We start from the raw sequence: 23641 nt of genomic DNA on the forward strand, positions 1-23641 counted from the left end.
CGCCTTGGCCGCCGCCCGCCAGCCGAAGCCGAGGCCGAGTACTACGCCCGGCTGCAAGCCGGTGACCCCATCAGCAGTCCGTAGGCTCGGGTCGCGACGGGGGTGTCACCGAACACCGATGGCAGACTCGGGACTTATGGCGGAGTTGTTGATCGCGGTCAACCCGGACGACGACTCCCGGCTGCGGCTGCTGCTGAGGGTCCCGCTCGCTGGCGGTGATCTGCTGTTCCGCACGTCGGGGACCTGGCCGCGGGAAAAGGCCTTGTTCGCCTACCCCNCGGCTGCTGCTGAGGGTCCCGCTCGCTGGCGGTGATCTGCTGTTCCGCACGTCGGGGACCTGGCCGCGGGAAAAGGCCTTGTTCGCCTACCCGGTACCGCTGGACGAGTGGCCCGACAATCCGGTGATCGTCGAACAAGTGCCGCTTCGGTCGTGTCGTCGGCGCGGCGCGGCGATCGACGTGATCGCCGACCGGTCCCGGCACAACCGCTCCCAGCTCGTGTTCACCCAGGCTCGTGGCCGTGACGTGGTGTTTTGGCAGTCGCCGCGCACCCGCAAGCAGGCGCGCCCGAACGTGCGCACCCCGACCGCCCGCGCCCACGGCATCGAGGAGTTGCAGATCGTCGTCGACAGCCACGAGCAGTACGCCTACCGGTTTACAACCCAGCAGGTCACCACGGTGAAGCGGGCGCTGTCGTGCGGGGACTACGGGATCGTCGTCGATGGTCAGCTTGTCGCCAGCGTGGAGCGCAAGTCGCTGGTCGATCTGGTCGCCAGCCTCACCGGCGGGAAGCTGCGTTACCAGGTCGGCGAGCTGGCCGCGCTCCCGCGTGCGGCGGTGGTGATCGAGGATCGCTACTCGCAGCTGTTCAAGCTTGACCGCGTCCGTCCCGCGATGGTCGCCGACGGGCTCGCCGAGCTCCAGATCCGCTGGCCAAACGTGCCCGTCGTGTTCNCGGCTGCTGCTGAGGGTCCCGCTCGCTGGCGGTGATCTGCTGTTCCGCACGTCGGGGACCTGGCCGCGGGAAAAGGCCTTGTTCGCCTACCCCTACTCGCAGCTGTTCAAGCTTGACCGCGTCCGTCCCGCGATGGTCGCCGACGGGCTCGCCGAGCTCCAGATCCGCTGGCCAAACGTGCCCGTCGTGTTCTGCGAGACCCGCCAGCTCGCCGAGGAATACACCTACCGATTCCTCGCCGCCGCCAACGCCTGGGCGATCACCGAACACGCTGCCATGCAACGTATCTCACCGATCAGAGTCGACATCGCCCACCTCGACCAGGCACCCGCGGCGCCGACACCATCCACCGCGGAAGTCCGCGCCTGGGCTCGCAGCACCGGCTTACCGGTACCCGACCGCGGCCGGCTCCGCCCCGAGATCTGGGCTGCTTGGTACGACACCAACTCGTCGAACCGAACCTAGCGTCTACGGCCGCGTACTACGCTCACCACCAGATCGGGAAGCACACCGGTCACACGAAACGAGGTGTGCATCAAAACCGGGACGGTTCAGGGTGGCGAGCGTAGTACGCGGCCGTAGACGACGAACCTAGCGTCTACGGCCGCGTACTACGCTCACCACCAGATCGGGAAGCACACCGGTCACACGAAACGAGGTGTGCATCAAAACCGGGACGGTTCAGGGTGGCGACCGCCGACCGCTGCTGGGCGCCGACGATGAGGTCACCTTCCCAGTGGCCCGCGTGTCGGCGGGTTTGGACGCTCGCCGGTCGCTCATGGATCGACCTGAGCTTGGTGAGTTGTTTCAGAGCACCGTCTCGCGAGCGTCCACGCCCGCGTCGATGCCGATAGATACGGCCGGTCCGCAGGATGTTGGCGCTCTTTCCCGAGTTGCGGTCGTGCTGGTCGAACTCGACGACCAGGCCCCGGTAGACACCCTCGCAGATCGTCTCAGTGCATAAGTGCCACTTCGGCTGCCGCCGATACCGGTGGCGCAGCCAGCGGCTAATCTGGGCTGGAGACCACTTCTTGGCCAGCTTCTTGGCTACAGCGGCCCGCAGTCCCTCATCGATGGCCAATCTACGCATTTTCGGCCGGCGGCGACGTTGATAGGCCTGGGCGTGGGCATACCACGGCTGATAGGTCCCGTCAGGCTTCCGGTTCCTTGCGATCTCGCGATACACACCCTGGAAGGTCTTGCCGATCCGCTCGGCAATTACCTTCACCGGCTCCCCAGCGGCGAGGCCGTCTGCGATCTCAATGCGATCGTCTTGGGTCAGGTAACGAGAACTTATTGGTTTGTCGATGAAACGCACGCTGCCAGCGTCGATGAACCACAACGACCCACAGCTGAGCGACACTCCCACCGCCGTGGCCGCCTCCGAACCCGACATTCCAGTGCGGATCAGTTCGAAGTATCGACGCTTAATACTCGGCGGCATCTTGTTCGGCGCGTAACGAGGCATGGCAATCCCATCGGACCAGGATTCGCAACGATCACTAGAAGCTGCCTCTGATCCAGCGGGCGAACCGTCCAATCGTTCATCTCTTCGATGACCTTGTCGGTCATCCGACTGATCGTCTCTTGGACACAGAGGCACCGTAGATCTCGGCGAAGTGCGCCGAAATCTCGCCCGTGGTAAGCCCTTTGGCGTACAGCGACAGTACGACCTCGTCGACACCGGAGAGTCGACGCGGACGTTTCTTGACGATCTGCGGTTCGAACGTCGCCGCCCGGTCCCGCGGCACGTCGAGCTCGACAGCACCGGTGGTGTCGGTCAACACCGTCTTGGTCTGAGTCCCGTTGCGGATGTTGCCCGTCGTCCCCGCGCCGGGCGGATAGTGTTCCTCATAGCCCAGGTGCTCGGTCATCTCCTCATTGAGTGCGGTCTCCAGGACCGCTTTGTTCAGCTGTTTGAGCAGCCCCTCGGGCCCCGTCAGCGACAGACCCCGTTCTTGGGCCAGCCGAATTAGCTGGCTCCACGGCAGCCTTCTGCTCAGCGGACTACTCCGCCTGCTTCTTCTTCGCCACATCATCCAGTGTCGTCATCACGGCGACGTTTCTCGCCGAGCATCGCTCAGCGTGTCAGGCCGGAAACACCGTTAGATCCACAGTCCCGTCTGTGATGCCAGGCGGCGATCATCTGCTGCTTCATCGGCGGCCGAAAGCCGTTGCGCCCAGGTGCTTTGCGGAAGAAGAAACCCGCGGTAGCCCTGCCTATCGGAGCCCCAAAATAGAAGTGGCGGGTCCGCAGTACTGAGTCCACCGCCGCGATGGCGAAACGGTAAGCGCATCATCTAAGGAAGCGCCGGGACGAGTGTAGATCGCAACAATTGCCATTCGGTTACACGGCTGACCCGCATCGGCTACAGTGTAGTTGCTCTTGCTGTCTGCCAGTTTGGGTGTGCAGCCATCACGGTACGGGGACGGGGCAAGGAGGGGTGCGTGGGGCAAGTATTATCGTTGCGCCGCGACGGAGTCGGTTCCGTCACGGGAGTGCGCCGGTGAGCGCCGCATCCGGCGGTCTCATAACTGATCAGGTGAGGCCGGGGCTGGAAGCCGTCGGCGGCTTCGTTCGGATGTGCGTTCTGACCGGCAGGGCTCTGTTCCGTCCGTTCCAGTGGCGCGAGTTCATCCTGCAGAGCTGGTTTCTGATGCGTGTGGCGTTCCTGCCCACCATCGCGGTCGCGATCCCGCTGACCGTGCTCATTATCTTCACGCTCAACATCCTGCTCGCCGAGTTCGGCGCCGCGGACATCTCCGGGGCCGGCGCGGCGCTCGGCGCCGTTACCCAGCTCGGCCCGTTGGTGACGGTGCTGGTGGTCGCGGGCGCGGGGTCAACGGCCATCTGCGCCGACATCGGTGCCCGGACGATTCGCGAGGAGATCGACGCCCTCGAGGTGCTCGGCATCGACCCGATCCACCGCCTGGTGGCGCCGCGCGTCGTCGCCTCCACGTTCGTGGCCTTCCTGCTCAATGGCGCGGTCATCACCATCGGCTTGGTCGGCGGGTTCATCTTTGGCGTGTACATCCAGAACATTTCCGCCGGCGCATACGTGTCGACGCTGACGCTGGTGACCGGGTTGCCCGAGGTGCTCATCTCGGTTGTCAAGGCACTCGTGTTCGGTTTGATAGCCGGTCTGGTCGGCTGCTATCGAGGTCTCACGGTGTCCGGCGGCGCCAAGGGCGTCGGCACCGGTGTGAACGAGACGCTGGTTCTCTGCGTGATCGCACTGTTCGCCGTCAACGTTGTGATGACCACGATCGGCGTCCGCTTCGGAACGGGGCGCTGATATGGCGACAAAACCGGGTACCGGCACGGTTCTCCGGCAACGCTTTCCGCGGGGCTATGCCCGCGGGGAGCGCCTCGTTGGCGCCCCCGCGCGCGGTTTGGACAGCGTGGGCCACGTCGCGTGGTTCGTGGTCACGGCGATCGGGTCGATCGGTCACGCGCTGCGCTTCTACCGCAAGGAGGTGCTGCGCCTGATCGCCGAGATCGGTATGGGCACCGGGGCGATGGCGGTCATCGGTGGCACCGTCGCGATCGTCGGCTTCGTCACCCTCTCTGGCGGTTCACTGATCGCCATCCAGGGCTTCTCCTCCCTGGGCAACATCGGTGTGGAGGCGTTCACGGGCTTCTTCGCCGCCCTGGTCAACGTGCGCATCGCGGCACCCGTGGTGGCCGGTCAGGCGCTGGCGGCGACCGTCGGCGCGGGTGCGACGGCCGAGCTGGGCGCCATGCGCATCAGCGAGGAGATTGACGCCCTCGAGGTGATGGGGATCAAGTCGATCTCGTATCTGGTGTCGACGCGCATCATGGCCGGGTTCATCGTGATCATTCCGCTGTATGCGATGGCGATCATCATGAGTTTCCTGTCCGCGCAGGTCACCACGACGCTGTTCTACGGTCAGTCCACCGGCACCTACGAGCACTACTTCCGGACGTTCCTGCGGCCTGACGACGTGGCCTGGTCGTTCGTGCAGGCGATCATTATCTCGGTGATCGTCATGCTCAATCACTGCTACTACGGCTACTTCGCCAGCGGCGGTCCGGTCGGCGTCGGTGAGGCCGTCGGCCGGTCGATGCGAGCCTCGCTGATCGCGATCGTGCTGGTTGTCCTATTCGCTTCGTTGGCGCTGTACGGCACCGACCCGAACTTCAACCTGACGGTGTAGTCATGACGTCCCCTCAAGCACCGGTGAACAGCCCGAAGCGGCCGCCGTACAAGCTGGCCGGTCTCGTACTGCTGTTGGTACTGGCGGTCATCGTGGCCCTGGTGTGGTTCCAGTTTCGCGGCGAGTTCTTGCCGCGCGAGGAGCTGACCATGAAGGCAGCGCGCGCCGGCCTCGTCATGGACCCGGGCTCCAAGGTCACCTACAACGGCGTCGAGATCGGCAAGGTCTCCCAGATCGAAGCGGTTACGGTCGGCGACGAGCCGCAGGCGCTGATCAAGCTCGAAGTGAATCCGAAGTACATCGACCTGATCCCGCGAAACGTCGATGCCGAGATCAAGGCGACCACGGTGTTCGGCAATAAGTACGTGGCGTTCTCGTCGCCGGAGAACCCGACCAAACAGCGCATCACGAGCTCCGACGTGATCGACGTGACCAGCGTGACCACCGAGTTCAACACGCTGTTCGAAACCGTGGTCGAGCTGGCGCAGAAAGTGGACCCGGTCAAGTTGAACCAGACCCTGACCGCGACCGCGCAGGCCCTCGACGGGCTCGGCGACCGGTTCGGCGAATCGCTGATCAACGGCAACACCATCCTGGCCGACCTCAACCCGCAGATGCCTCAGATCCGCCGGGACGTGCGGGGACTGGCCGACCTCGGCGAGGTGTACTCCAACGCCGCACCTGACCTGTTCGACGGTCTGGAGCACGCGGTGACGACGGCCCGCACGCTCAACGAGCAGCGCGGAACCCTCGATCAGGCGCTGATGGCGGCGGTCGGTTTCGGCAACACCGGCGGTCAGGTGTTGGAGCGCGGCGGTCCGTATCTGGTGCGCGGCGCCGAGGACCTCATTCCGACGAGCGAACTGCTCGACGAGTACAGCCCGGCGTTGTTCTGCACCATCCGCAACTTCCACGACGTCGCACCCGAGGTCGCGGCCAGAGTCGGCGGCAACGGTTACTCGCTCGATACGAACTCCACCATCACCGGCGCCGAGAACCCGTACGTGTATCCGGACAACTTGCCTCGGCTGAACGCCAAGGGTGGCCCGGAGGGGCGGCCGGGCTGCTGGCAGCCGATCACGCGTGACCTGTGGCCAGCGCCGTACCTGGTGATGGACACCGGTGCGTCGATAGCGCCGTACAACCATTTCGAACTCGGCCAGCCGCTGCTCACCGAGTACGTTTGGGGTCGCCAGGTAGGGGAGCACACGATCAACCCATGAGAATCACCGGTACCGCCATCAAGCTGGGCGCCTTCTCGTTGGTGCTGCTGCTGTTCACCGCGATCATCGTCGTGGTGTTCGGTCAGATGCGCTTTGACCGCACCACCGGCTATTCGGCGATCTTCACCAACACCAGCGGGCTGCGCTCCGGACAGTTCGTCCGCGCCTCGGGTGTGGAGGTCGGCAAGGTCAAGGACGTGAAGCTGATCGAGGGCGGCTCCAAGGTGCGCGTCGATTTCGACGTCGACCGGTCCCTGGAGCTGTTCGAGGAGTCCACCGCTTCGGTGCGCTACCTCAACCTCATCGGGGACCGGTACCTGGAGCTCAAGCGCGGTGACAGCAACAAGCGGCTGCCGGCCGGCGGCACCATCCCGATCGAGCGCACCCAGCCGGCGCTGGACCTGGACGCACTGATCGGCGGGTTCCGACCGGTGTTCCGGGCGCTTGATCCGGAGAAGGTCAACAACATCGCGCAGTCGATCATCACGGTCTTCCAGGGTCAGGGCGGCACCATCAACGATATCCTTGACCAGACGGCGTCGCTGACCTCGGCGCTGGCCGATCGTGACCAGGCGATCGGTGAGGTGGTCCGCAACCTGAACACCGTGCTCGATACAACAGTCCGGCATCAGAAGCAGTTCGACGAGACGCTGGTGAACTTCGAGAGGCTCATCACCGGCCTGAAGAACCGCGCCGACCCGATCGCCTCGTCAGTCGCCGACATCAGCGACGCCGCGGGCACGGTGGCCGATCTGCTCGCCGACAACCGGCCGCTTCTGCAAGGCACCGTCGGCCACCTCGACGCCGTACAGCAACCTCTGGTTGACCAGAAGGACCAGCTCGATGACATCCTGACCCGGTTGCCGTCAGCGTTGAAGATCATCGGCCGCGCCGGTGGTATCTACGGCGACTTCTTCAACTTCTACCTGTGCGACATCTCGCTGAAGCTGAACGGTCTGCAGCCCGGTGGTCCGGTGCGCACGGTGAGGGTCACCTCGCAGCCCTCGGGTAGGTGCACGCCGAAATGAGAGTCCTCGAGGGATCCAACCGCGTCCGCGGCGGGCTGATGGGCATCATCCTGCTCGTCATCGTGATCGGGGTGGGGCAGAGCTTCGCCAGCGTGCCGATGCTGTTCGCCAAGCCGAAGTATTACGCCCAGTTCGGCGATACCGGCGGCATCAACCCCGGGGACAAGGTGCGCATCGCCGGCGTCGACGTCGGCGAGGTCATGACGACCGACATCGAGGGCGACAAGGTTGTCCTCGGCTTCACCCTCGGTGGCACGCAGATCGGCGTCGACAGCCGCGCGGCGATCCGCACCGACACGATCCTCGGCCGCAGGAACATCGAGATCGAACCGCGCGGGTCGGAGGCGCTGCAGGCCAACGGAGTGCTGCCGCTGGGCCAGACGACCACCCCGTACCAGATCTACGACGCCTTCTTCGATGTCACGAAGTCGGCGTCCGGCTGGGACACCAAGTCGGTCCGCGAATCGCTCAACGTGCTGTCGGAGACGATCGACCAGACCTACCCGCACCTGAGCGCCGCCCTCAACGGGGTCGCCCGGTTCTCCGACACCATCGGCAAGCGCGACGAGCAGATCAAACAGGTTCTTGCCAACGCCAACAAGATCGCCGGCGTCCTCGGTGAGCGCAGCGGCGAGGTCAACGCGCTGCTGGTCAATGCGCAGACGCTGCTGTCGGCGATCAACGAGCGCAGCTACGCCGTCGGTCAGCTGCTGGAGCGGGTGTCGGCGTTCTCGGAGCAGGTGAAGGGCTTCATCGACGACAACCCGAACCTCAACCGGGTACTCGAGCAGCTGCGCACGATCACCAACGTCCTGGTGGAGCGCAAGTTCGACCTGATCGACGTGCTGACCACGCTTCGCAAGTTCCTCACCGCTCTGAGCGAGTCCGTCGCCTCGGGGCCCTATTTCAAAGTGCTCCTGTCCAACTTGCTGCCATACCAGATCCTGCAGCCGTTCGTCGATGCCGCGTTCAAGAAGCGCGGTATCAACCCGGAGGAGTTCTGGCGCAACGCCGGCCTGCCGGCGTTCCGGTTCCCGGATCCCAACGGCACCGGCTTCACCAACGGCGCACCGCCGCCGGCACCCACGCCGCTGGAGGGCACCCCGGACAATCCGGGTCCGGCCGTCGTGCCCGGCTCGCCGTGCTCGTACACCCCGCCCGCGGACGGGCTGCCCCGGCCGGGGAACCCGCTGCCGTGCGCCGGGCTGTCGGTCGGCCCCTACGGCGACAATCCGTACGGCCCGAACTACGAGGGCCAGGGTCCGAACGTCGCGACGTCGGCGCCGAATCCGACCGGGCCGCTGCCCGGTCCGGGTGTGCCGGCTGCCGCGATCCCGGGTCAGCTCTCGCCGAACGTGCCGGGTGCGATGCCGCCGTTGCCGCCGGCCCCGCCGGGTGCGCGGACGGTTCCGCTGGCGCCGCAGCCCTCGGCGCCCGATTTCACGCCGGGTATCGCGCCGCTGCCGCCGGCGCTGACCGGTCCGCCGCCGCCGCCCGGACCGGGTCCGCAGTTGCCGCCGGCGGATTCGGCTCCGCTGCCGGGTAATCCACCGTTCGTCCCGCCGGGTTCACAAGGTTAAGGGGGGAGAGCTAGATGTCGACGATCTTCAACGTGCGAAACCTCAAGCTGCCCGGCGTGTCCCGGGCGGCCCTGGTGGTCGGCACGATCGTGCTGATCGGTGCGATCGTGGCCGCGTTCGTGGGCTGGAAGGCCTATCAGCGGTTGACCACCAACACCGTCACCGCCTACTTCACCCAGACTCTGGCGCTGTACCCCGGGGACAAGGTGCAGATCATGGGCGTGCAGGTCGGAAAGATCGAGAAGATCGAACCCGACGGCGACAAGATGAAGGTGACGTTCAACTACGACAAGAAGTACAAGGTCCCGGCCAACGCCACCGCGTCGATCCTCAACCCGAGCCTGGTCGCGTCGCGCACCGTCCAGCTGGCCCCGCCCTACACCGGCGGACCGGTGATGGACAACGGCGCCGTCATCGGGCTGGACCGCACCCAGGTGCCGGTCGAGTACGACGACCTGCGCGACTCGCTCAACCGGATCCTCACCGACCTCGGACCGACGCCCCAACAGCCGAAGGGACCGTTCGGTGACATCATCGAGTCGTTCGGCGGCGGGCTGGCCGGCAAGGGCCAGCAGATTAACACCACCCTGAACAGCCTGTCGGAGGCGCTGACCACCCTCAACGAGGGGCGCGGCGACTTCTTCAGCGTCGTCAAGAGCCTCGCGCTGTTCGTCAACGCCCTCTACCGCAGCGACCAGCAGTTCGTGGCACTCAACGACGACCTGGCCCAGTTCACCAACGCGTTCATCAACACCGACCGCGAACTGGCGACCGCACTGCAGGACCTCAAAGGGCTGCTGACCACGACGCGGCAGTTCCTGGACAAGAACAGCGACGTCTTGACCGCCGATGTCAATAACCTGGCCGACGTGACCAACGCGATCCTGCAGCCCGAGCCCCGCGACGGCCTCGAGACGGCCCTGCACGTGCTTCCGAACGCCGGTGCCAACCTGGTGAACATCTACGAACCGACACGCGGCAATCTTTCAGCCGCACCGGCGATTGCATCGTTCGCCAATCCGATGCAATTCATCTGCAGCGCGATTCAGGCAGGCAGCCGGCTCGGCTACCAGGACTCGGCGGAGCTGTGCGCACAGTATCTGGCACCGATTATGGATGCGATCAAGTTCAACTTCCTGCCGTTCGGCTTGAATCCGATAAACACAGCGACCACGTTGCCGAAGCAGATTGCGTACTCCGAACCGCGGCTGCAGCCGCCACCGGGCTATAAGGACACCACCGTGCCCGGTATCTTCGCCCGGGACACGTTGTTCTCCCACGGCAACCACGAGCCGGGCTGGGTCACCGCGCCCGGGATGCAGGGCGTTGACGTGCAGCCGTTCACCGCCAACATGCTCACCCCGGAGTCGCTGGCTGCCCTGCTGGGTGGGCCGGATGCACCGATCCCGCCCGCGCCGCCGGCGTTCGGGACGACGCGTGGCGGGAACCTGCCGGGGCCGCCGAACGCCTTCGATGAGCACAATCCGTTGCCGCCGCCGTGGTATCCGCAGCCCGGTCCGCCGCCGGTGCCCGCGCCGGGTGTTGTTCCTGGTGATCCGGGATCGCCACTGACGGCTCCGATACCCGGGCCCGGCGCCGCGCCACCGGCACCGGCCGGACCGCCGCTGCCCGCCGAAGCCGGAGCGCCGCGATGAGCCGGGTGCGCGAAGAACAGCAGGTAGGGATGAGTCGCAGGTTCTCCAAGATCGCACGCCGCGCGTCCGCGCTGGCCGTAGTCGCGGTCGTGCTCACGTCCTGCGGCAACTGGAAGGGCATCGCGAACGTCCCGCTGCCCGGCGGTCCGGGCACCGGTGGCGACGCGATGACCATCTACGTGCAGATGCCGGACACGTTGGCGCTCAACGTCAACAGCCGGGTCCGGGTGGCCGATGTGTTCGTCGGCACCGTGCGGGCCATCGAGCTGAAGAACTGGGTCGCGACGCTCACGCTGGGCATCCAGCCCGGCATCGAGCTGCCGTCGAACGCCCTGGCCCGCATCGGGCAGACGAGCCTGCTGGGCTCCCAGCACGTCGAACTGGAGGCTCCACCGGACCCGTCCCCGCAGCAGCTGCGCGACGGCGATACTATCCCACTGGAGAACGCCTCGGCGTTCCCGACCACCGAGCGGGTGCTGGCCAGCATCGCCACCATCCTCACCGGCGGCGGCATCCCGAACCTTGAGGTGATCCAGACCGAGGTCAACAACCTGCTGACAGGACGGGCAGAGCAGATCCGCGACTTCCTCGGCCGGCTCGACGTCTTCACCGACGAGCTCAACCAGCAGCGCCAGGACCTGACGCGCGCCATCGATTCGACTAACCGGCTGCTCAACATCGTGGTCAATCGCAACGATACGCTCGACCGGGTGCTCACCGAATTTCCGCCGCTGATCGAGCATTTCGCCGAGACTCGGGATCTATTCGCCGACGCGGTGGTGGCCCTGGGGCGCATCAGCACCTCGGCCGACGAAACGCTTTCGGCCGCCAATGCGGACCTGCGGGCCAACCTGAACAATCTGCAGCGGCCGCTCAAGCAGCTGGCGAAGGCGTCGCCATACCTGACCGGCGCACTGAAGCTTTTGCTGACGGTCCCGTTCAATATCGACACCGTCCCCAACCTGATCAGAGGCGACTACGTCAACGTGTCGGCAACTATTGACTTGACGTTGAGTATGGTTGACAACGCAATTCTTACCGGCACCGGACTGTCTGGTTCGCTGCGGGCGCTAGAGCAGGCTTGGGGCCGCGATCCCGCGACGATGATCCCAGATGTGCGGTTCACGCCGAACCCGCACGATGCGCCGAACGGGCCGCTGGTCGAAAGGGGTGAGTGAACGGTGCTGACTCGCTTCATCAAGATCCAGCTGATCATCTTCACGATCCTGACGCTGATCGCGCTCGTCGCGCTGGGCTGGTACTACCTGCGGGTGCCCAGTCTGGTGGGCATCGGGCAGTATACGCTCAACGCCGAACTGCCCCGCTCGGGCGGGCTCTATTCGACGGCCAACGTCACCTACCGCGGCACCACAATCGGCAAGGTGATCGCCGTCGAACCGACTGAGACCGGCGCCACAGCAACGATGAGCATTAACAGCCGCTACAAAATTCCCGTCGATGCGAGCGCCAACGTCCACTCGGTCTCCGCGATCGGTGAGCAGTATCTCGACCTGGTGTCGACGGGCAATCCAAGGCAGTACTTCCGTGATGGCCAGACCATCACAAAGAGCACGGTGCCCACCGAGGTCGGCCCGGCGCTCGACGCCGCAAACAACGGTCTCGCGGTGCTACCCAAGGAGAAGATCGACACGCTGCTGACCGAGACCTCCGAGGCGGTCGGCGGCCTCGGGCCGGCGTTGCAGCGACTCGTCGACTCGACCACCAACATCGCCCAGGACTTCAAGGACAACATCGACCCGGTCAACGACATCATCGCGAACTCGGCGCCGATCCTGGAGAGCCAGGTGACCTCGGGCGACAACATCGCGCGGTGGTCGCGCAATCTGAACATCCTCGCCGCGCAGTCGGCCGAGCAGGACGGCGCGCTGCGCAGCGGTCTGCAGCAGGCCGCGCCCACCGCCGACCAACTCAACACGGTGTTCAGCGGCGTGCGCGACTCGCTGCCCCAGACGCTGGCCAACGTGGCGGTCGTCGCCGACATGCTCAAGCGCTACCACAAAGGCCTCGAACAGACCCTTGTCATCCTCCCTCAGGGGGCCTCGGTCGCTCAAGCCGTAGTGGCACCGTTCGACAGTGCAAAAATTGATTTCAACCTGACGCTCAACCAGCCGCCGCCGTGCCTCACCGGCTTCCTGCCCGCGTCGGAATGGCGGGCGTTTGCCGACACCAGCGCAGCGCCGGTGCCGTCGAACCTTTACTGCAAGATACCGAAGGATCTCCAAGGCAACGTGGTTCGCGGTGCGCGCAACCTCCCTTGCGTTGACGCGCCGGGTAAGCGGGCGGCCACTCCGCGCGAGTGCCGTAGCGATGAGCCGTATGTTCCACTGGGCACCAACCCGTGGTACGGCGACCCGAACCAGATCCTGTCCTGCCCGGCGCCTGGCGCCCGGTGTGACCAGGGCGTCGATCCCGGCCGGGTCATTCCGGCGCCGTCGGTCAACAACGGCATGAACCCGTTGCCGGCCGACCAGCTGCCACAGCCGCCCTCGCCGATCAGCGATCCACTGAGCCCGCCCGGGCAGGGCCGCGTCCAGTGCAGTGGACAACAACCCAACCCATGCATCTACACTCCGGCACCGGGGCCACCCCGCACTGCGGTGTACAGCCCAGGCAGCGGCGAGGTGGTCGGACCTGACGGCGTCAAGTACAACGTCAGCAACTCGAGCAACCCAGGAGACGACGAATGGAAGGAGATGCTGGCACCAGCCAGCTGAACCCCACCGACGCTGAGGACACGCCGGACAAATCGGTAGCAGTATCCCCGGACGACACCGACTTCCCCGACGAGACCACGCCGGGGCCGGACTCTGTCGAGGAGTCCGCCGCGACGGCCGTCGGAGGCCGCCCGTCGCGGCTCGGCCGAGGCTGCTGGCTCACGATTTGCACCGTCCTCTTGCTGCTGACCGCGGGCGCCACGGTGGGCGGCTACCTGGCGCTGCGAGCCCATTCTGAAAGCGCCGCGACCGAGGTCGAGGAGGCCAGGGCGCTGCAAGCGGCCAAGGAGTGCGTCACCGCCACCCAGGCGCCGGACACGTCGGCGATGACGACGGGGCAGGCGAAGATCATCGAGTGTTCTACCGGTGACTTCGGTGCCCAGGCGGCGCTCTACAGCGGCATGCTGGTCGACGCCTATCGCTCTGCCAACGTCCAGGTGCAGGTCTCCGAGATGCGGGCCGCCGTCGAGCGCCACAACGACGACGGCTCGATCGACGTCCTGGTCGCGGTGCGGGTGAAGGTCACCAACTCCGAGGCCGCCGACCAGGAGCAGGGCTACCGGTTGCGGGTTAAAATGGCGCCAGCCGACGGTACCTACAAGGTCGCCAAACTCGACCAGGTCACCTCGTGACCGCGGTGCTTGACCTGACTCCGGACACCCCCGTCCTCGACACCCCCGCCGAACCCGTCGCGGCGTGGCACACCCGCGCGGCCGCGTTCGCGGTCGACGTGCTCCCCGGGGTGGCGGTGCTCGCCACGACCGCGCCGTGGCTGCTGGCCGGACCCGAGCTCGGGTGGGCGTGGTGGACGTTCGTCGTGGTCACCGGACTGGCGGTCGTCGTGCTGGCGGGCAACCGCTGGTTGTTGCCCTCCATGCACGGCTGGACCCTGGGGCGGGCCCTGGTCGGCATCCGGATCGTGCGCCGCGACGGGCGACCACCCGGATTCGGGCGACTGCTCCTGCATGACCTCGCCCACCTGCTGGACACCGCCGCCCTATTCGTCGGGTGGCTCTGGCCGCTGTGGGACCGCCGGCGGCGCACCTTCGCTGATCTGGTGCTGCGCACCGAGGTGCATCTCGCCACGCGGCCCGACCGGGACATGCGCCGATTCACCGCGAAGGTTCTGGTGGCGGCGGTTGTGGTGACCGCGCTTTCGGTCGGGCTGAGCTATCTCTTGGTCTACCGCCACGAGCAGGTGGTCGACGAGGCGCGCGCTCAGGTCACCGAAGAGGGCCCGCGGATCGTCGAGCAGATGCTCAGCTACGGGGTCGACACGCTCAACGACGACTTCAGCAGAGCGCAGTCGCTGGCGACTGACAACTACCGGCCCCAGCTAGTGGCCCAACAGGAGGCGGTCCGCAAGTCCGGCGCGTCCACCAACGAGTACTGGGCGGTCAGCAGCGCCGTTCTGTTTGTGTCGAAGGACAAGGCCGCAATGCTGCTCGCGATGCAGGGCCAGCGCGGCACCAAGGTCGAAGAACTCAAGTTCATTACCGCGACCGTCCGCGTGGACTTCGACAAGGTCGGCGACAACTGGCGGGTCAACAACCTGACGGTGCTAAAGGCGCCCCTGATGCAGGCGGCCGGCCAGTGAGCCCGCGCCGCAGGACCTACGCCGACGAACGCGACTACTTCACCGTCGAGCCCACACCGCCGCGTCGGTGGGGACTGGCGATCGTCTCGTCCGTGGCCGGTCTCCTGCTCCCTGCCGCCATCACGGCCAGCGCTCTGATGCTGGTGTCCCACGAAACCGACCGCCGCGCCCAACTCCGCGACGCCGCCGCGTTGAACTACGTGCACGGATTCATGACCGCCTACACCACGTTGGATCCGTTCAACGCGAACGCCTACGCCGACCGGGTGCTGGCGCAGGGGACCGGCGACTTCGCGAAGATGTTCCGCGAGAAGATGAACGAGATCGTCATTCAGGTCGCGCGGGCGGAACCCACTCAGGGCACCGTGGTCGAGGCAGGCGTGCAGCGCTGGAACGACAACGGCAGCGCCGACGTCCTAGTGGCGACGAAGACGACCGCGAAGACCCCCGATGGCAAGTCGACGATCGAGAGCGGAAACCGTTGGGTGGTAACGGCGATTCAGGAAGGACAGCAGTGGAAGATCTCCCAGCTGATTCAGGTGATCTGACCACGGAGTCCGCTGTCGGCTCGACCGAGCAGCAGGCGGCAGGCCGTCGCGGGCACCGGCCTGCGTTGACGAGGAAGCACGTTGAAGACGCGGTCACCGAGCCGGAGGCCACGGCCGAAAAAGCGCCTGCCAAAGGGGCGACCGGCGAGGACACAGACGAACCGGTGGGCCAGGAGAGCGGGGAACCGGACGCAACCGGTGCACTGGCGTCTCGGCGTCACTGGCGCCGGCCATGGCGCCGGTCGACGCCCGGTGTGTCTGAAGCGACCGACGACAGCGTCGCGGAGGATCCGGTGGAGGCTGCGCCAGAGCGCCGCGTCCCGACCGGAAAGACGCGCCGAACAACGAAGGATCCGGACGTTGCCGCCGCCCAGCCGCGGGCGGAGGACAAACCGCCCACCGAGATGGACGAGGCGCCCGACCCGCAACCTGATGACTCGGCGCAACCGGACGACCGGGCGCATCAAGACGACTCGGCGCGACTTAACGGTGAAGCCGAACCGGACGTCGAACCCGAACCCGAGCCGTTCGTGCTCGTCTCGGCCCGGCCCGCGGGCAAGCACCTGCTGATCACCGCCGCGGTCGCATCGATGTTGTTCGTCGCCGCCGGCGCGTTCGCCGGAGCCACGCTGCAGCCATATCTGTCGGACCGTGCCGCGGTGGACACCAAGCTGGACATCGCGCGGACCGCCGCGGACGCGATCACCACACTGTGGACTTACACCCCGGACGACATGGCGTCGCTGCCGGACCGCTCGTCGCAGTACCTAGCCGGTGAGTTCGCCACGGAATACCGCCGTTACATCGACGCGATCGTTGAGCCGAACAGGCAGGCGCAGGTCACCAACACCACGCAGGTGATGGGCACTGCCGTCGAATCGCTGGGTCTGTCTGAGGCAATGGCGCTGGTGTACACCAACTCGGTGTCCACGAGTCCGGTCAGCAAGAACGTTCCGTCGCTGCGTTATCTGTCGTATCGCCTGACGATGGAGCGTCACGACGCCGACTGGTTGATCACGGGCATGAACGCCATGACCAAGCTGGACCTCACACCGCAGCAATAAGTACGGTCGCCAAGTGATATAGGGCTGTCAGACCAAGTTTAGATCCGCCGGTGTTCCGACAATCCCAGGGTGGGTGGCAGTGCTGGGATGATCTTATTCGTCTACGCCGTCAGTGCGTCGCGCCACTGATGGGCGGACGGCACCTAATCCATCTCCTTCCAGACTTTCCCTCAGCGACCGCAGGCCGAAAGTAAATTCGACACAAGCAGCCGTAACACCAGACCGATTTCGACACAGCCCCTCTGAGGGGGACCCGTTTGGTGGTCCAGTTGATCTGTACCCGTGTTGTTGGTCCACGGTTGTGCAACGTGAGGCCATCCCGGTGGCCAAGTCCACCGTGGAACGGCTGATGCGGGCCAATGGCTGGCAGGGCGTCCGGCGCCAGCAGAAGGTCCGCACCACCATCGCGGACCCGGCCGCGGTGCGGCCACCGGATCTGGTGGACCGACAGTTCGGTGTGACTGCTCCCAACACGCTGCTGGTGGCCGACTTCACCTACGTGAAGTTGGTGACCGGGATCCTCGTCTACGTGGCGTTCGTCATCGACGCCTACGCCGGGTCGATTGTGGGCTGGGAAGCCTCGGGCTCCAAACACACCCGTTTCGTCGAGTCCGCGATCCGCCAGGCCGCCGCGCTCCGCCGTCGTCAGGGCCACCCGATCGAGGACGGCATCCATCACAGCGACGCAGGATCGCAGTACACGAGCGTGAGATTCGGTGAAACACTTAGCCTTTCGGGATTGCGCCCGTCGGTCGGCAGTGTCGGGGATGCGTATGACAACGCGTTGGCCGAGACCACCATCGGGCTCTACAAGAACGAATGCATCCGAGCGGATTCTCCGTTTCGCCGCGGCCCGCTGCACACCCTGGGCGATGTCGAGTACCTCACCGCCGACTATGTCGCCTGGTTCAACCAACAGCGCCTCATGCATCGACTCGGACGCATCCCACCCGCCGAAGCCGAGGCCCGCTACTATTCCGAACTCGTGACCGACCAACCGGCCGGCTCACAGAACCCCGAGGGTGCATGAAACCCGGGAGGCTTCAGATCGCCAGGTCCAGGCTGCCTGCGCGGGTGTCGAACTGGCGGTGCCGATAGCCATTGCGGGAGTTGGTCCGCTCGCTGCTGCGCGGGCCGTAGCCGGCGCCGCACAGCGCGTCGGCTTCGGCGCCCATCAGGGTGTGGATGAACGTGGCCAGCAGCTCGCGCAGGACGTCGGGGCTGGTGGTGGTGAGTCGATCGGCCAGCACGGCGGGCCAGTCGATATCGTGGGCGGTGGTCATCGCGTCGATTCCTTTGCTCGAGTGACTTTGGTCGGTCTCTCGAAGAATCACGCGATGACCTTCAATCATTCGGCTACGACACGCCGGACATCCTGATCAAGCCCGACTCGTACACCACCTTGGTGGACGCAACCGTGCCATGTCATTGTCGATTCTTCCTTGCCGCAGACCGGGCACCAGAGTCCCACAACGACTGGACCACTACGACGGGCTCACCTCACCTCGCCCAGTGGGCATTTCTCACAACTTACTACCACGAACGCGGAAGGGCTTCAACGCGCCACGTTGACTCGAAGCTCACATATGGGCACTATATCGCCATGGCCGAAGCGATTGGTCTTGGTCAACTTCGCAGCGACACATGCGGTTATCTTGAGCGGGTAACGTTCGGGGAGTCGCTTGATATAATTCGTCGTGGTCAGTTGGTGGCTCGGATCGAGCCAGTTACAGCGGTTCCGGATTTACCATCCGACGGCAAGCCGGTCGGGCTAAACCAGGCTTCCGACCGAACAGTTTCGCTCGATGATCTGCGTACTCGCGCAGGCCGCTGCTTCGATCGGGTTGCGGCAGGCCAGTCGCTCGCAATCGTGTGGCGCGGCCGGTCGGTGGCCAGGATTGTGGCGGTAGCGGCCTCCGCTGAGGCCAGTTGTAATCCGACGAAGTGCGAGTCACGCGACGCTGGCGGTCGGATCGGACTCACCGAACTGCGAACCCGCGGAGGGCACTACTTTAAACGGGTTGCGGCAGGTGAGACCGTCGAGGTTTCCCGTCGCGGCAGGTTGGTAGCTCGAATCGTGACCGCAACGGACGACCTCTTCGAGCCGTCGTAGTTGACCCCTCTCGCCTTTCGGAACGATAGAGAGGCTTTCCAGTGGCATCGAACTGGTTCCGGCGTTCGCTGAGGGGCTGTCGTGGACAAGGTGCTGGCCGGGTGCCGCCATTGTGGAGGCGGAGGCGGTGCACCGGCCGCTGCGGCGGCGCTGCGGCGGCGGCTGCATCCGATCGCCCACGGGCGACAGGAATTACGTGAGTCATTCCTCCGGTCTGCTACGACACGCTATGGACTCGGGAAGCGCTGAGATTCTCGCGAATATGCAATCCCACTCGCCATGTCGTGACATTCATACAAATCGGAATTGCATGATCGTAGACACGCGGCACCGACATCTATTGGATGCGTAGCGATGGACGTTGTGCGTGGTCTCCCTTAGCGTCCTCTCAGCAGCGCGTATGAGGCCACGGTGGCTTCTGGCTGTCGGCACGTCGGGCAACGGTGATTGATGCGCTTCACCGCGGCCACGAACGCCCTGACGCAGTAGTGGACGGTGCAGTGACAGGTGAGCGTCACTCGATAGACGGCCTGATGTTCGAAGCGCTTGTCGCACAATCCTGCTACGCACCGCGTCATAGCTTGTTCGCGCTCCGCAGATCGAGTAGCGGGTCGAACGCGACCATGTGCCCCGATTGCTCGGCGTGCACCTGAGCGTCACCGAACGCACTTCCCAGCCACAGCCGATGTCTGCCTGTCCAGTTGCAGCCGCAGTAGGCGTGGTTTGAAGCCTCCCGCGTTTGATGCGCACCTCTGCTCTTGGGAAGGTGCATATCGTGGGGAGTAAGTACGACCCGGAGACCCGAGCCAGGGCTGTGCGTCTGGTGCTGGATCACCGCGAGGACTATCCGAGCGAGTGGGCGGCAATCACCGCGGTGTCCAAGCGGCTGGGCATGACCGCGGAAACCCAGCGCAACTGGATCCGTCAGCATCAGGTCGACGAGGGTGCGCGTGACGGGGTTTGGCGAATACCATTGACAGGAAAGCGAATGCGACGGTGGCCACTGCGGCGAGAATGACCCGCCCGATGCTGGCGGTGGCGTAGGTGGCCGATTGATCGGCGGGCACCCCGGCGCGCCGCTGTTCGTGGTAGCGGCTGCGCTCGGCGACCGCCCGAACCTGGACGGCCTCTTAGCCACCGGCCGCGGCCACGGTCAGCGCCGCATCCAGAATCGCCTCGCGGCGACGTGTCGACGCGCGCGAGCGTGGAGTTGTCGGCCGTGTGTGCCAGGTCGGGCGCCGAATCCGGCCCGGCTGTTGCCGTTTGAGGTGCAGGCGGGTACCGAAGACGGTCACGATAGTGGGTCGTACGAGTCGGGCCGGGAGCCGCTGCTGCGGGAGAACTGCTCGAGCAGGTCACCGAAACCGGCCACATCGCCGTGGGCGGCGAAGTGATCGGTGCCGACCGTGATGAACACCGCGCTGGCGGTGAACCGGGTGACCCCATCGCTGCCTGTTCCGGTGCCAATGACGTTGAGGGCGCGGCCATCTCGCGAGACGATGTGTGCGACGATGCGGTGGGGCTGATGCAACGGCACCGGCCGTAGATACTCGACAGTGAGGCTGCGCGTCACCGCGGGAGTGCCGGCAATCCACAGGGTGAACCCCAGCAGGTCGTCGCAGGCAGCCGCCACCGCGCCGCCATGGGCCAAACCCGTTGCACCGATGTGGCGCTCGTCGAAGGTCACGTCGCTGTAGACCTGATCGCCGCTGCGGTAGACCCTCAGGTGCAGCCCGTGGGGATTGTCCGGGCCGCACCCCATGCACGTCGCGGTATGCGACGGCAGCGTCACCGGCTGCGGCTGCCCTGGCATCGGTGTCGTCATGGTGAGTCGTCGAACCTTTCCATCCTTTCCACCTGTTGGTAACCCGACGTCGGCTCGTCGTGGTCATCGGGCATGTCATGGCCGGTGTGGCTGTGTGGTCGTGCGGTGGTCCCGGAAAGTGGGTTGTCGCCACGGTTTTCGGCGCCGTCGAGCGTCGCGTCGCGGCGCCCGGGAGCCCCGATCGCCAAGATGAGCGCACTGGCCACGGTGATCCCGGACAAGACCACACCGGCATGCCCGTAACCGTGCATGAACGCCGATTTGGCAATCGTGGCGAGTTGTTCGCGCGCGGGTCCGGACTTCTCGCCGGCCTGCAGCGCGGCGGCCAGGGAGTCGGAGAACGGTCCTCGCGCCGGGCCGGGCAGCCCGGGCAGCGCCGGCGTGATCCGGTCGGTGTAGCCGGCGGCCAACACACTGCCGGCGATGGCGATGCCGACGGCCGCGCCGACTTCACGCGCGGCGTCATTGACGGCTGCTGCCACCCCGTGCTTCTCCACCGGTGTGGCGGCAACGATCGCGGCCGTCGCCGGGGCCATGCATATCCCCAGCCCGGTGCCCATGATCACAGCGCCCACAAGAAATCGGTGTAGCTCGACTCGACCTGCAGGCGGCTGGCCAGAAAAATTCCCGCGGCGATCGCGAGCATGCCGGGCATGGTCAGCACGCGCAGGCCCAACCGCTCGGCCAGCCAGGGTGCCAGCAGCGAGATGCCCACGATGGGGACGACCACGGGCGTCAGCGCCAACGCCGAACCCAACGGTTTGTAGCCCACGATGAGCTGCAGGTACTGGATCAACAGGTAAAACACACCGAACAGGACCAGGAACTGCAACGTGATCGACAGCGTGCCGCTGCCGAAACCACGATCGGCGAACAACCGCAGGTCCAGCAGCGGATGCGCGCGGCGCAACTCCACGACCACGAAAACCGCTGAAGCCACAGCGCCGACCGCGAAAAGACCCAGGACCAGCGGGTCTGTCCAGCCGCGGCGGGGCGCCTCGGTGAGCGCGATGACGATCAGCCCGATCACCACGGCGACGGCAAGCGAGCCGACATAATCCATCTCGGGATGGGCGTATTCAAGTGACTCGGAGACCGTGGCCGCAGCGATCAGCAACACCACTCCCGCGGCGGTCAGCCCGACGAAGATCGACTGCCATGACCAAAATTGCAGCAGCAGCCCCGAGCCTAGGATGCCCAAGATCGCTCCCGAACCGGCCACGCCGGCCCAAATCGCCACGGCACGGGGGCGCTGGTGGGCGGGAAATTCGGCGGTCATGATCGACAGGGTCGAGGGCATCACAAACGCGGCACCAACACCGGCGGCCGCGCGAGCGCCGATCAACCAGGCCGGATCCGGGACGACCAGCGGCACCGCCGACGCCGCGGAAAACACCACCAAGCCACCGATCAGCACCGCGCGCCGCCCGTAGCGGTCACCGACCGCGCCCGCTGGTAACACCAGGCACGCCATCGCCAGGGTGTATCCATCGACGACCCAGGTCAGCTGCCTCTGGCTGGCGCCCGTGTCGGCGGCGATATCCGACAACGACGTATACAGGGCGGCCATCGACCCGATGACCAACGCCACCCCTAGGCACGACACCGCCAGCGTCCACTGCTGACCCCGCGACAGCGACCGCAAAGGGCGTGACGCATCGGTGTTTGACATGACACCCCAGACAAACCGGTACGGGCAGTTTCGCTACGCTACTACCAGTAGGAACAGCACCGAAAAGCTGGTCACCGTCATCGAACTCAAGAAACGCACCGACATCAACGCCGACCCGATGGGCTGGCTGCACGAGGTGAAGAGCGATGTCACCTCCGCGATCTCCACCGTGCACGGCCTCAACGTCGAGGACCTCGTGCTGGTCCCGCCCGGGTCGATCCCGACGACCACCAGCGGCAAGGTGCGACGCGCCGCCTGCGTGGAGCACTACCGGGCCGACCAGTTCGTGCGGTTGGATGCCTAGATGCGCACACACGAATCCTCGGCGGGAGTGGTGATGCGCAGACTCCTCGCGTCGGTCACGGCGCTGATGACCCTCGGCGTGGCAGGCGGTTTCGGTCCCGGCGTCGCCACGGCCGACGAGCCGGCGCCGGTCCCGCCGCCGAACCCCGCCGGCGGACCGCCGCCGCTGGGCACCCCGGGCCGGGCCTACGCGCTGGGCGGCGCACACGTGCTGGGCATCCCGTACGACGAATACATCATGCGCACCGGCGCGGACTGGTTCCCCGGCCTGGACCGGCAGATCGTCGACTACCCCGCCGGGCAGGTCCAGGGCCACACGCTGGAGCGGCTGTTCCCCGGGATCGGCCGGCTCGGCGAATCGATGCCCGGGCTGGGCATCGACGGGCCCAGCGTGGGCGAGTCGGTCGACGTCGGCACCCCGAATGTCATCGACGCGATCCGCAACGGGGGCCGTGGCACCGCGATCGGCCTGTCCGAGGGCGCGATGGTGCTCAATGACGTGCAGGCCAAGCTCGCCTACGACCCGGCCGCGCCGCCGCCGGACCAGTTGAGCTTCGCCACCTACGGCGACCCGGTGGCCCGGCACGCCTTCGGTGAGAGCTTCCTGACGCAGAACTTCCCGGTCGGCAGCGTGGTCCCGTCGCTGGACTACCGCATACCGGCGCCGGTGGAGAGCCAGTACGACACCTACCAGTTCGTCTCGGCCTACGACAGCATCGCCGACTGGCCGGACCGGCCGGACAACTGGCTGTCGGTGGCCAACGCGATCGTCGGCCTCGCGACCGGCCACACCGCCGTCGCGTTCACCAAGCCCGACATGGTGCCCCCGCGCAACATCCGGACCACCGTGAATTCGCGGGGCGCGAAGACGACGACGTTCATGATCCCCGAAGAGCACCTGCCGCTGGTGCTGCCGTTCAAATACCTCGGTGTGGACAAGAACACGCTGATGGACCTCGACAAGGTGCTGCAGCCCTACGTCGACGCCGGCTACTCCCGCAACGACGATCCGGCGACCGCTCCCGTCACGGTGGATCCGGTGAACGGTTACGACCCCGCCGCGGTGACGGCCCCCGCCACGCAGGCCGCGTTCGGCGGCGCCGCCGACCCGGTGTCCCAGCTGCTGTCGGGTCTGCAGTACGTGCTGAACCATCCCCCGTAGCGG

At 66.0% G+C, this 23641-nt stretch carries 17 protein-coding genes and 8 pseudogenes; 19 read left to right on the forward strand and 6 right to left on the reverse strand.

Annotated elements, in window-relative coordinates; translation table 11 throughout:
* Positions 1–281 precede the first annotated feature (281 nt).
* A partial coding sequence (locus MCHLDSM_RS37030) for an ERCC4 domain-containing protein (RefSeq protein ID WP_048469506.1) occupies positions 282–953 on the forward strand: 672 nt, incomplete at its 3' end.
* Positions 954–1077: 124 nt separating this feature from the next.
* Positions 1078–1419, forward strand: a pseudogene (locus tag MCHLDSM_RS37035) (Lsr2 family DNA-binding protein); the annotation flags it as partial.
* A 133-nt stretch (positions 1420–1552) separates the two neighbouring features.
* Here the strand turns inward: MCHLDSM_RS37035 and MCHLDSM_RS06615 are convergent.
* Positions 1553–2272, reverse strand: a complete 720-nt coding sequence (locus MCHLDSM_RS06615) for an IS30 family transposase (protein WP_158021564.1) — start codon at positions 2270–2272, stop codon at positions 1553–1555.
* A 197-nt stretch (positions 2273–2469) separates the two neighbouring features.
* Positions 2470–2940: pseudogene (locus MCHLDSM_RS06620) on the reverse strand (transposase); the annotation flags it as partial.
* A 521-nt stretch (positions 2941–3461) separates the two neighbouring features.
* On the opposite strand from MCHLDSM_RS06620, the gene MCHLDSM_RS06625 reads away from it, so the two are divergent.
* The 13 genes and pseudogenes from MCHLDSM_RS06625 to MCHLDSM_RS06685 all read left to right on the forward strand — a co-directional run.
* On the forward strand, positions 3462–4250 hold the full coding sequence (locus tag MCHLDSM_RS06625) for an MlaE family ABC transporter permease (RefSeq protein WP_014805681.1): 789 nt from the start codon (positions 3462–3464) through the stop codon (positions 4248–4250).
* A 1-nt stretch (position 4251) separates the two neighbouring features.
* Positions 4252–5133: an MlaE family ABC transporter permease gene (locus MCHLDSM_RS06630; protein ID WP_014805680.1), complete on the forward strand. Its 882-nt coding sequence runs from the start codon at positions 4252–4254 to the stop codon at positions 5131–5133.
* A 2-nt stretch (positions 5134–5135) separates the two neighbouring features.
* Positions 5136–6356, forward strand: coding sequence for an MCE family protein (locus MCHLDSM_RS06635; protein WP_014805679.1), 1221 nt, complete (start codon positions 5136–5138; stop codon positions 6354–6356).
* A complete protein-coding gene (locus MCHLDSM_RS06640) occupies positions 6353–7384 on the forward strand; it encodes a virulence factor Mce family protein (protein WP_014805678.1) in 1032 nt (343 codons plus the stop codon). Before MCHLDSM_RS06635 ends, MCHLDSM_RS06640 begins: the two co-directional genes overlap by 4 nt.
* Positions 7381–8964 (forward strand): virulence factor Mce family protein, encoded by a 1584-nt coding sequence (locus MCHLDSM_RS06645; protein WP_014805677.1) that lies wholly within the window; start codon positions 7381–7383, stop codon positions 8962–8964. Before MCHLDSM_RS06640 ends, MCHLDSM_RS06645 begins: the two co-directional genes overlap by 4 nt.
* Before the next feature lie 14 nt (positions 8965–8978).
* The gene (locus MCHLDSM_RS06650) at positions 8979–10619 is read left to right on the forward strand and encodes a virulence factor Mce family protein (protein ID WP_048469445.1); all 1641 of its coding nucleotides are present in this window, start codon (positions 8979–8981) and stop codon (positions 10617–10619) included.
* A 29-nt stretch (positions 10620–10648) separates the two neighbouring features.
* Complete coding sequence (locus MCHLDSM_RS06655) at positions 10649–11797, forward strand: virulence factor Mce family protein (RefSeq protein ID WP_041783919.1); 1149 nt, start codon at positions 10649–10651, stop codon at positions 11795–11797.
* Between the two features lie 3 nt (positions 11798–11800).
* A complete protein-coding gene (locus tag MCHLDSM_RS06660) occupies positions 11801–13354 on the forward strand; it encodes an MCE family protein (RefSeq protein WP_048469446.1) in 1554 nt (517 codons plus the stop codon).
* Entirely contained in the window at positions 13324–13986 is a 663-nt protein-coding gene (locus MCHLDSM_RS06665) for an Rv1363c family protein (protein WP_014805673.1), read from the forward strand. Before MCHLDSM_RS06660 ends, MCHLDSM_RS06665 begins: the two co-directional genes overlap by 31 nt.
* The gene (locus MCHLDSM_RS06670) at positions 13983–14951 is read left to right on the forward strand and encodes an RDD family protein (RefSeq protein ID WP_014805672.1); all 969 of its coding nucleotides are present in this window, start codon (positions 13983–13985) and stop codon (positions 14949–14951) included. Before MCHLDSM_RS06665 ends, MCHLDSM_RS06670 begins: the two co-directional genes overlap by 4 nt.
* Positions 14948–15499 (forward strand): Rv1363c family protein, encoded by a 552-nt coding sequence (locus tag MCHLDSM_RS06675; RefSeq protein ID WP_014805671.1) that lies wholly within the window; start codon positions 14948–14950, stop codon positions 15497–15499. The genes MCHLDSM_RS06670 and MCHLDSM_RS06675 overlap by 4 nt, the downstream gene beginning before the upstream one ends.
* A 254-nt stretch (positions 15500–15753) precedes the next feature.
* Positions 15754–16563: a mammalian cell entry protein gene (locus MCHLDSM_RS06680; protein ID WP_234713904.1), complete on the forward strand. Its 810-nt coding sequence runs from the start codon at positions 15754–15756 to the stop codon at positions 16561–16563.
* Between the two features lie 301 nt (positions 16564–16864).
* Positions 16865–17593, forward strand: a pseudogene (locus tag MCHLDSM_RS06685) (IS3 family transposase); the annotation flags it as partial.
* A 16-nt stretch (positions 17594–17609) separates the two neighbouring features.
* Here MCHLDSM_RS06685 and MCHLDSM_RS35310 read toward each other — a convergent pair.
* Positions 17610–17846: pseudogene (locus tag MCHLDSM_RS35310) on the reverse strand (IS256 family transposase); the annotation flags it as partial.
* 320 nt (positions 17847–18166) lie between these two features.
* On the opposite strand from MCHLDSM_RS35310, the gene MCHLDSM_RS35800 reads away from it, so the two are divergent.
* Together MCHLDSM_RS35800 and MCHLDSM_RS37040 are read left to right on the forward strand one after the other, a co-directional pair.
* A complete protein-coding gene (locus MCHLDSM_RS35800) occupies positions 18167–18676 on the forward strand; it encodes a type II toxin-antitoxin system prevent-host-death family antitoxin (RefSeq protein ID WP_234713905.1) in 510 nt (169 codons plus the stop codon).
* Positions 18677–19451: 775 nt separating this feature from the next.
* Positions 19452–19637: pseudogene (locus MCHLDSM_RS37040) on the forward strand (transposase); the annotation flags it as partial.
* Here MCHLDSM_RS37040 and MCHLDSM_RS40315 read toward each other — a convergent pair.
* The 3 genes and pseudogenes from MCHLDSM_RS40315 to MCHLDSM_RS35810 all read right to left on the reverse strand — a co-directional run.
* Positions 19636–19773: pseudogene (locus MCHLDSM_RS40315) on the reverse strand (MMPL family transporter); the annotation flags it as partial. The pseudogenes MCHLDSM_RS37040 and MCHLDSM_RS40315 sit on opposite strands and share 2 nt — an antisense overlap.
* Before the next feature lie 194 nt (positions 19774–19967).
* Positions 19968–20501, reverse strand: coding sequence for a PaaI family thioesterase (locus tag MCHLDSM_RS06695; protein ID WP_014805666.1), 534 nt, complete (start codon positions 20499–20501; stop codon positions 19968–19970).
* Positions 20498–22173, reverse strand: a pseudogene (locus MCHLDSM_RS35810) (MFS transporter). The gene MCHLDSM_RS06695 and the pseudogene MCHLDSM_RS35810 overlap by 4 nt, the downstream one beginning before the upstream one ends.
* Positions 22174–22225: 52 nt before the next feature.
* On the opposite strand from MCHLDSM_RS35810, the pseudogene MCHLDSM_RS06705 reads away from it, so the two are divergent.
* Together MCHLDSM_RS06705 and pe are read left to right on the forward strand one after the other, a co-directional pair.
* Positions 22226–22477 (forward strand): annotated as a pseudogene (locus MCHLDSM_RS06705) (acyl-CoA synthetase); the annotation flags it as partial.
* A 33-nt stretch (positions 22478–22510) separates the two neighbouring features.
* On the forward strand, positions 22511–23638 hold the full coding sequence (gene pe / locus MCHLDSM_RS06710) for an acyltransferase PE (protein ID WP_048469508.1): 1128 nt from the start codon (positions 22511–22513) through the stop codon (positions 23636–23638).
* The last annotated feature ends 3 nt before the right edge of the window (positions 23639–23641 follow it).

It is taken from the genome of Mycolicibacterium chlorophenolicum, from assembly GCF_001044235.1.
GTDB lineage: Bacteria > Actinomycetota > Actinomycetes > Mycobacteriales > Mycobacteriaceae > Mycobacterium > Mycobacterium chlorophenolicum.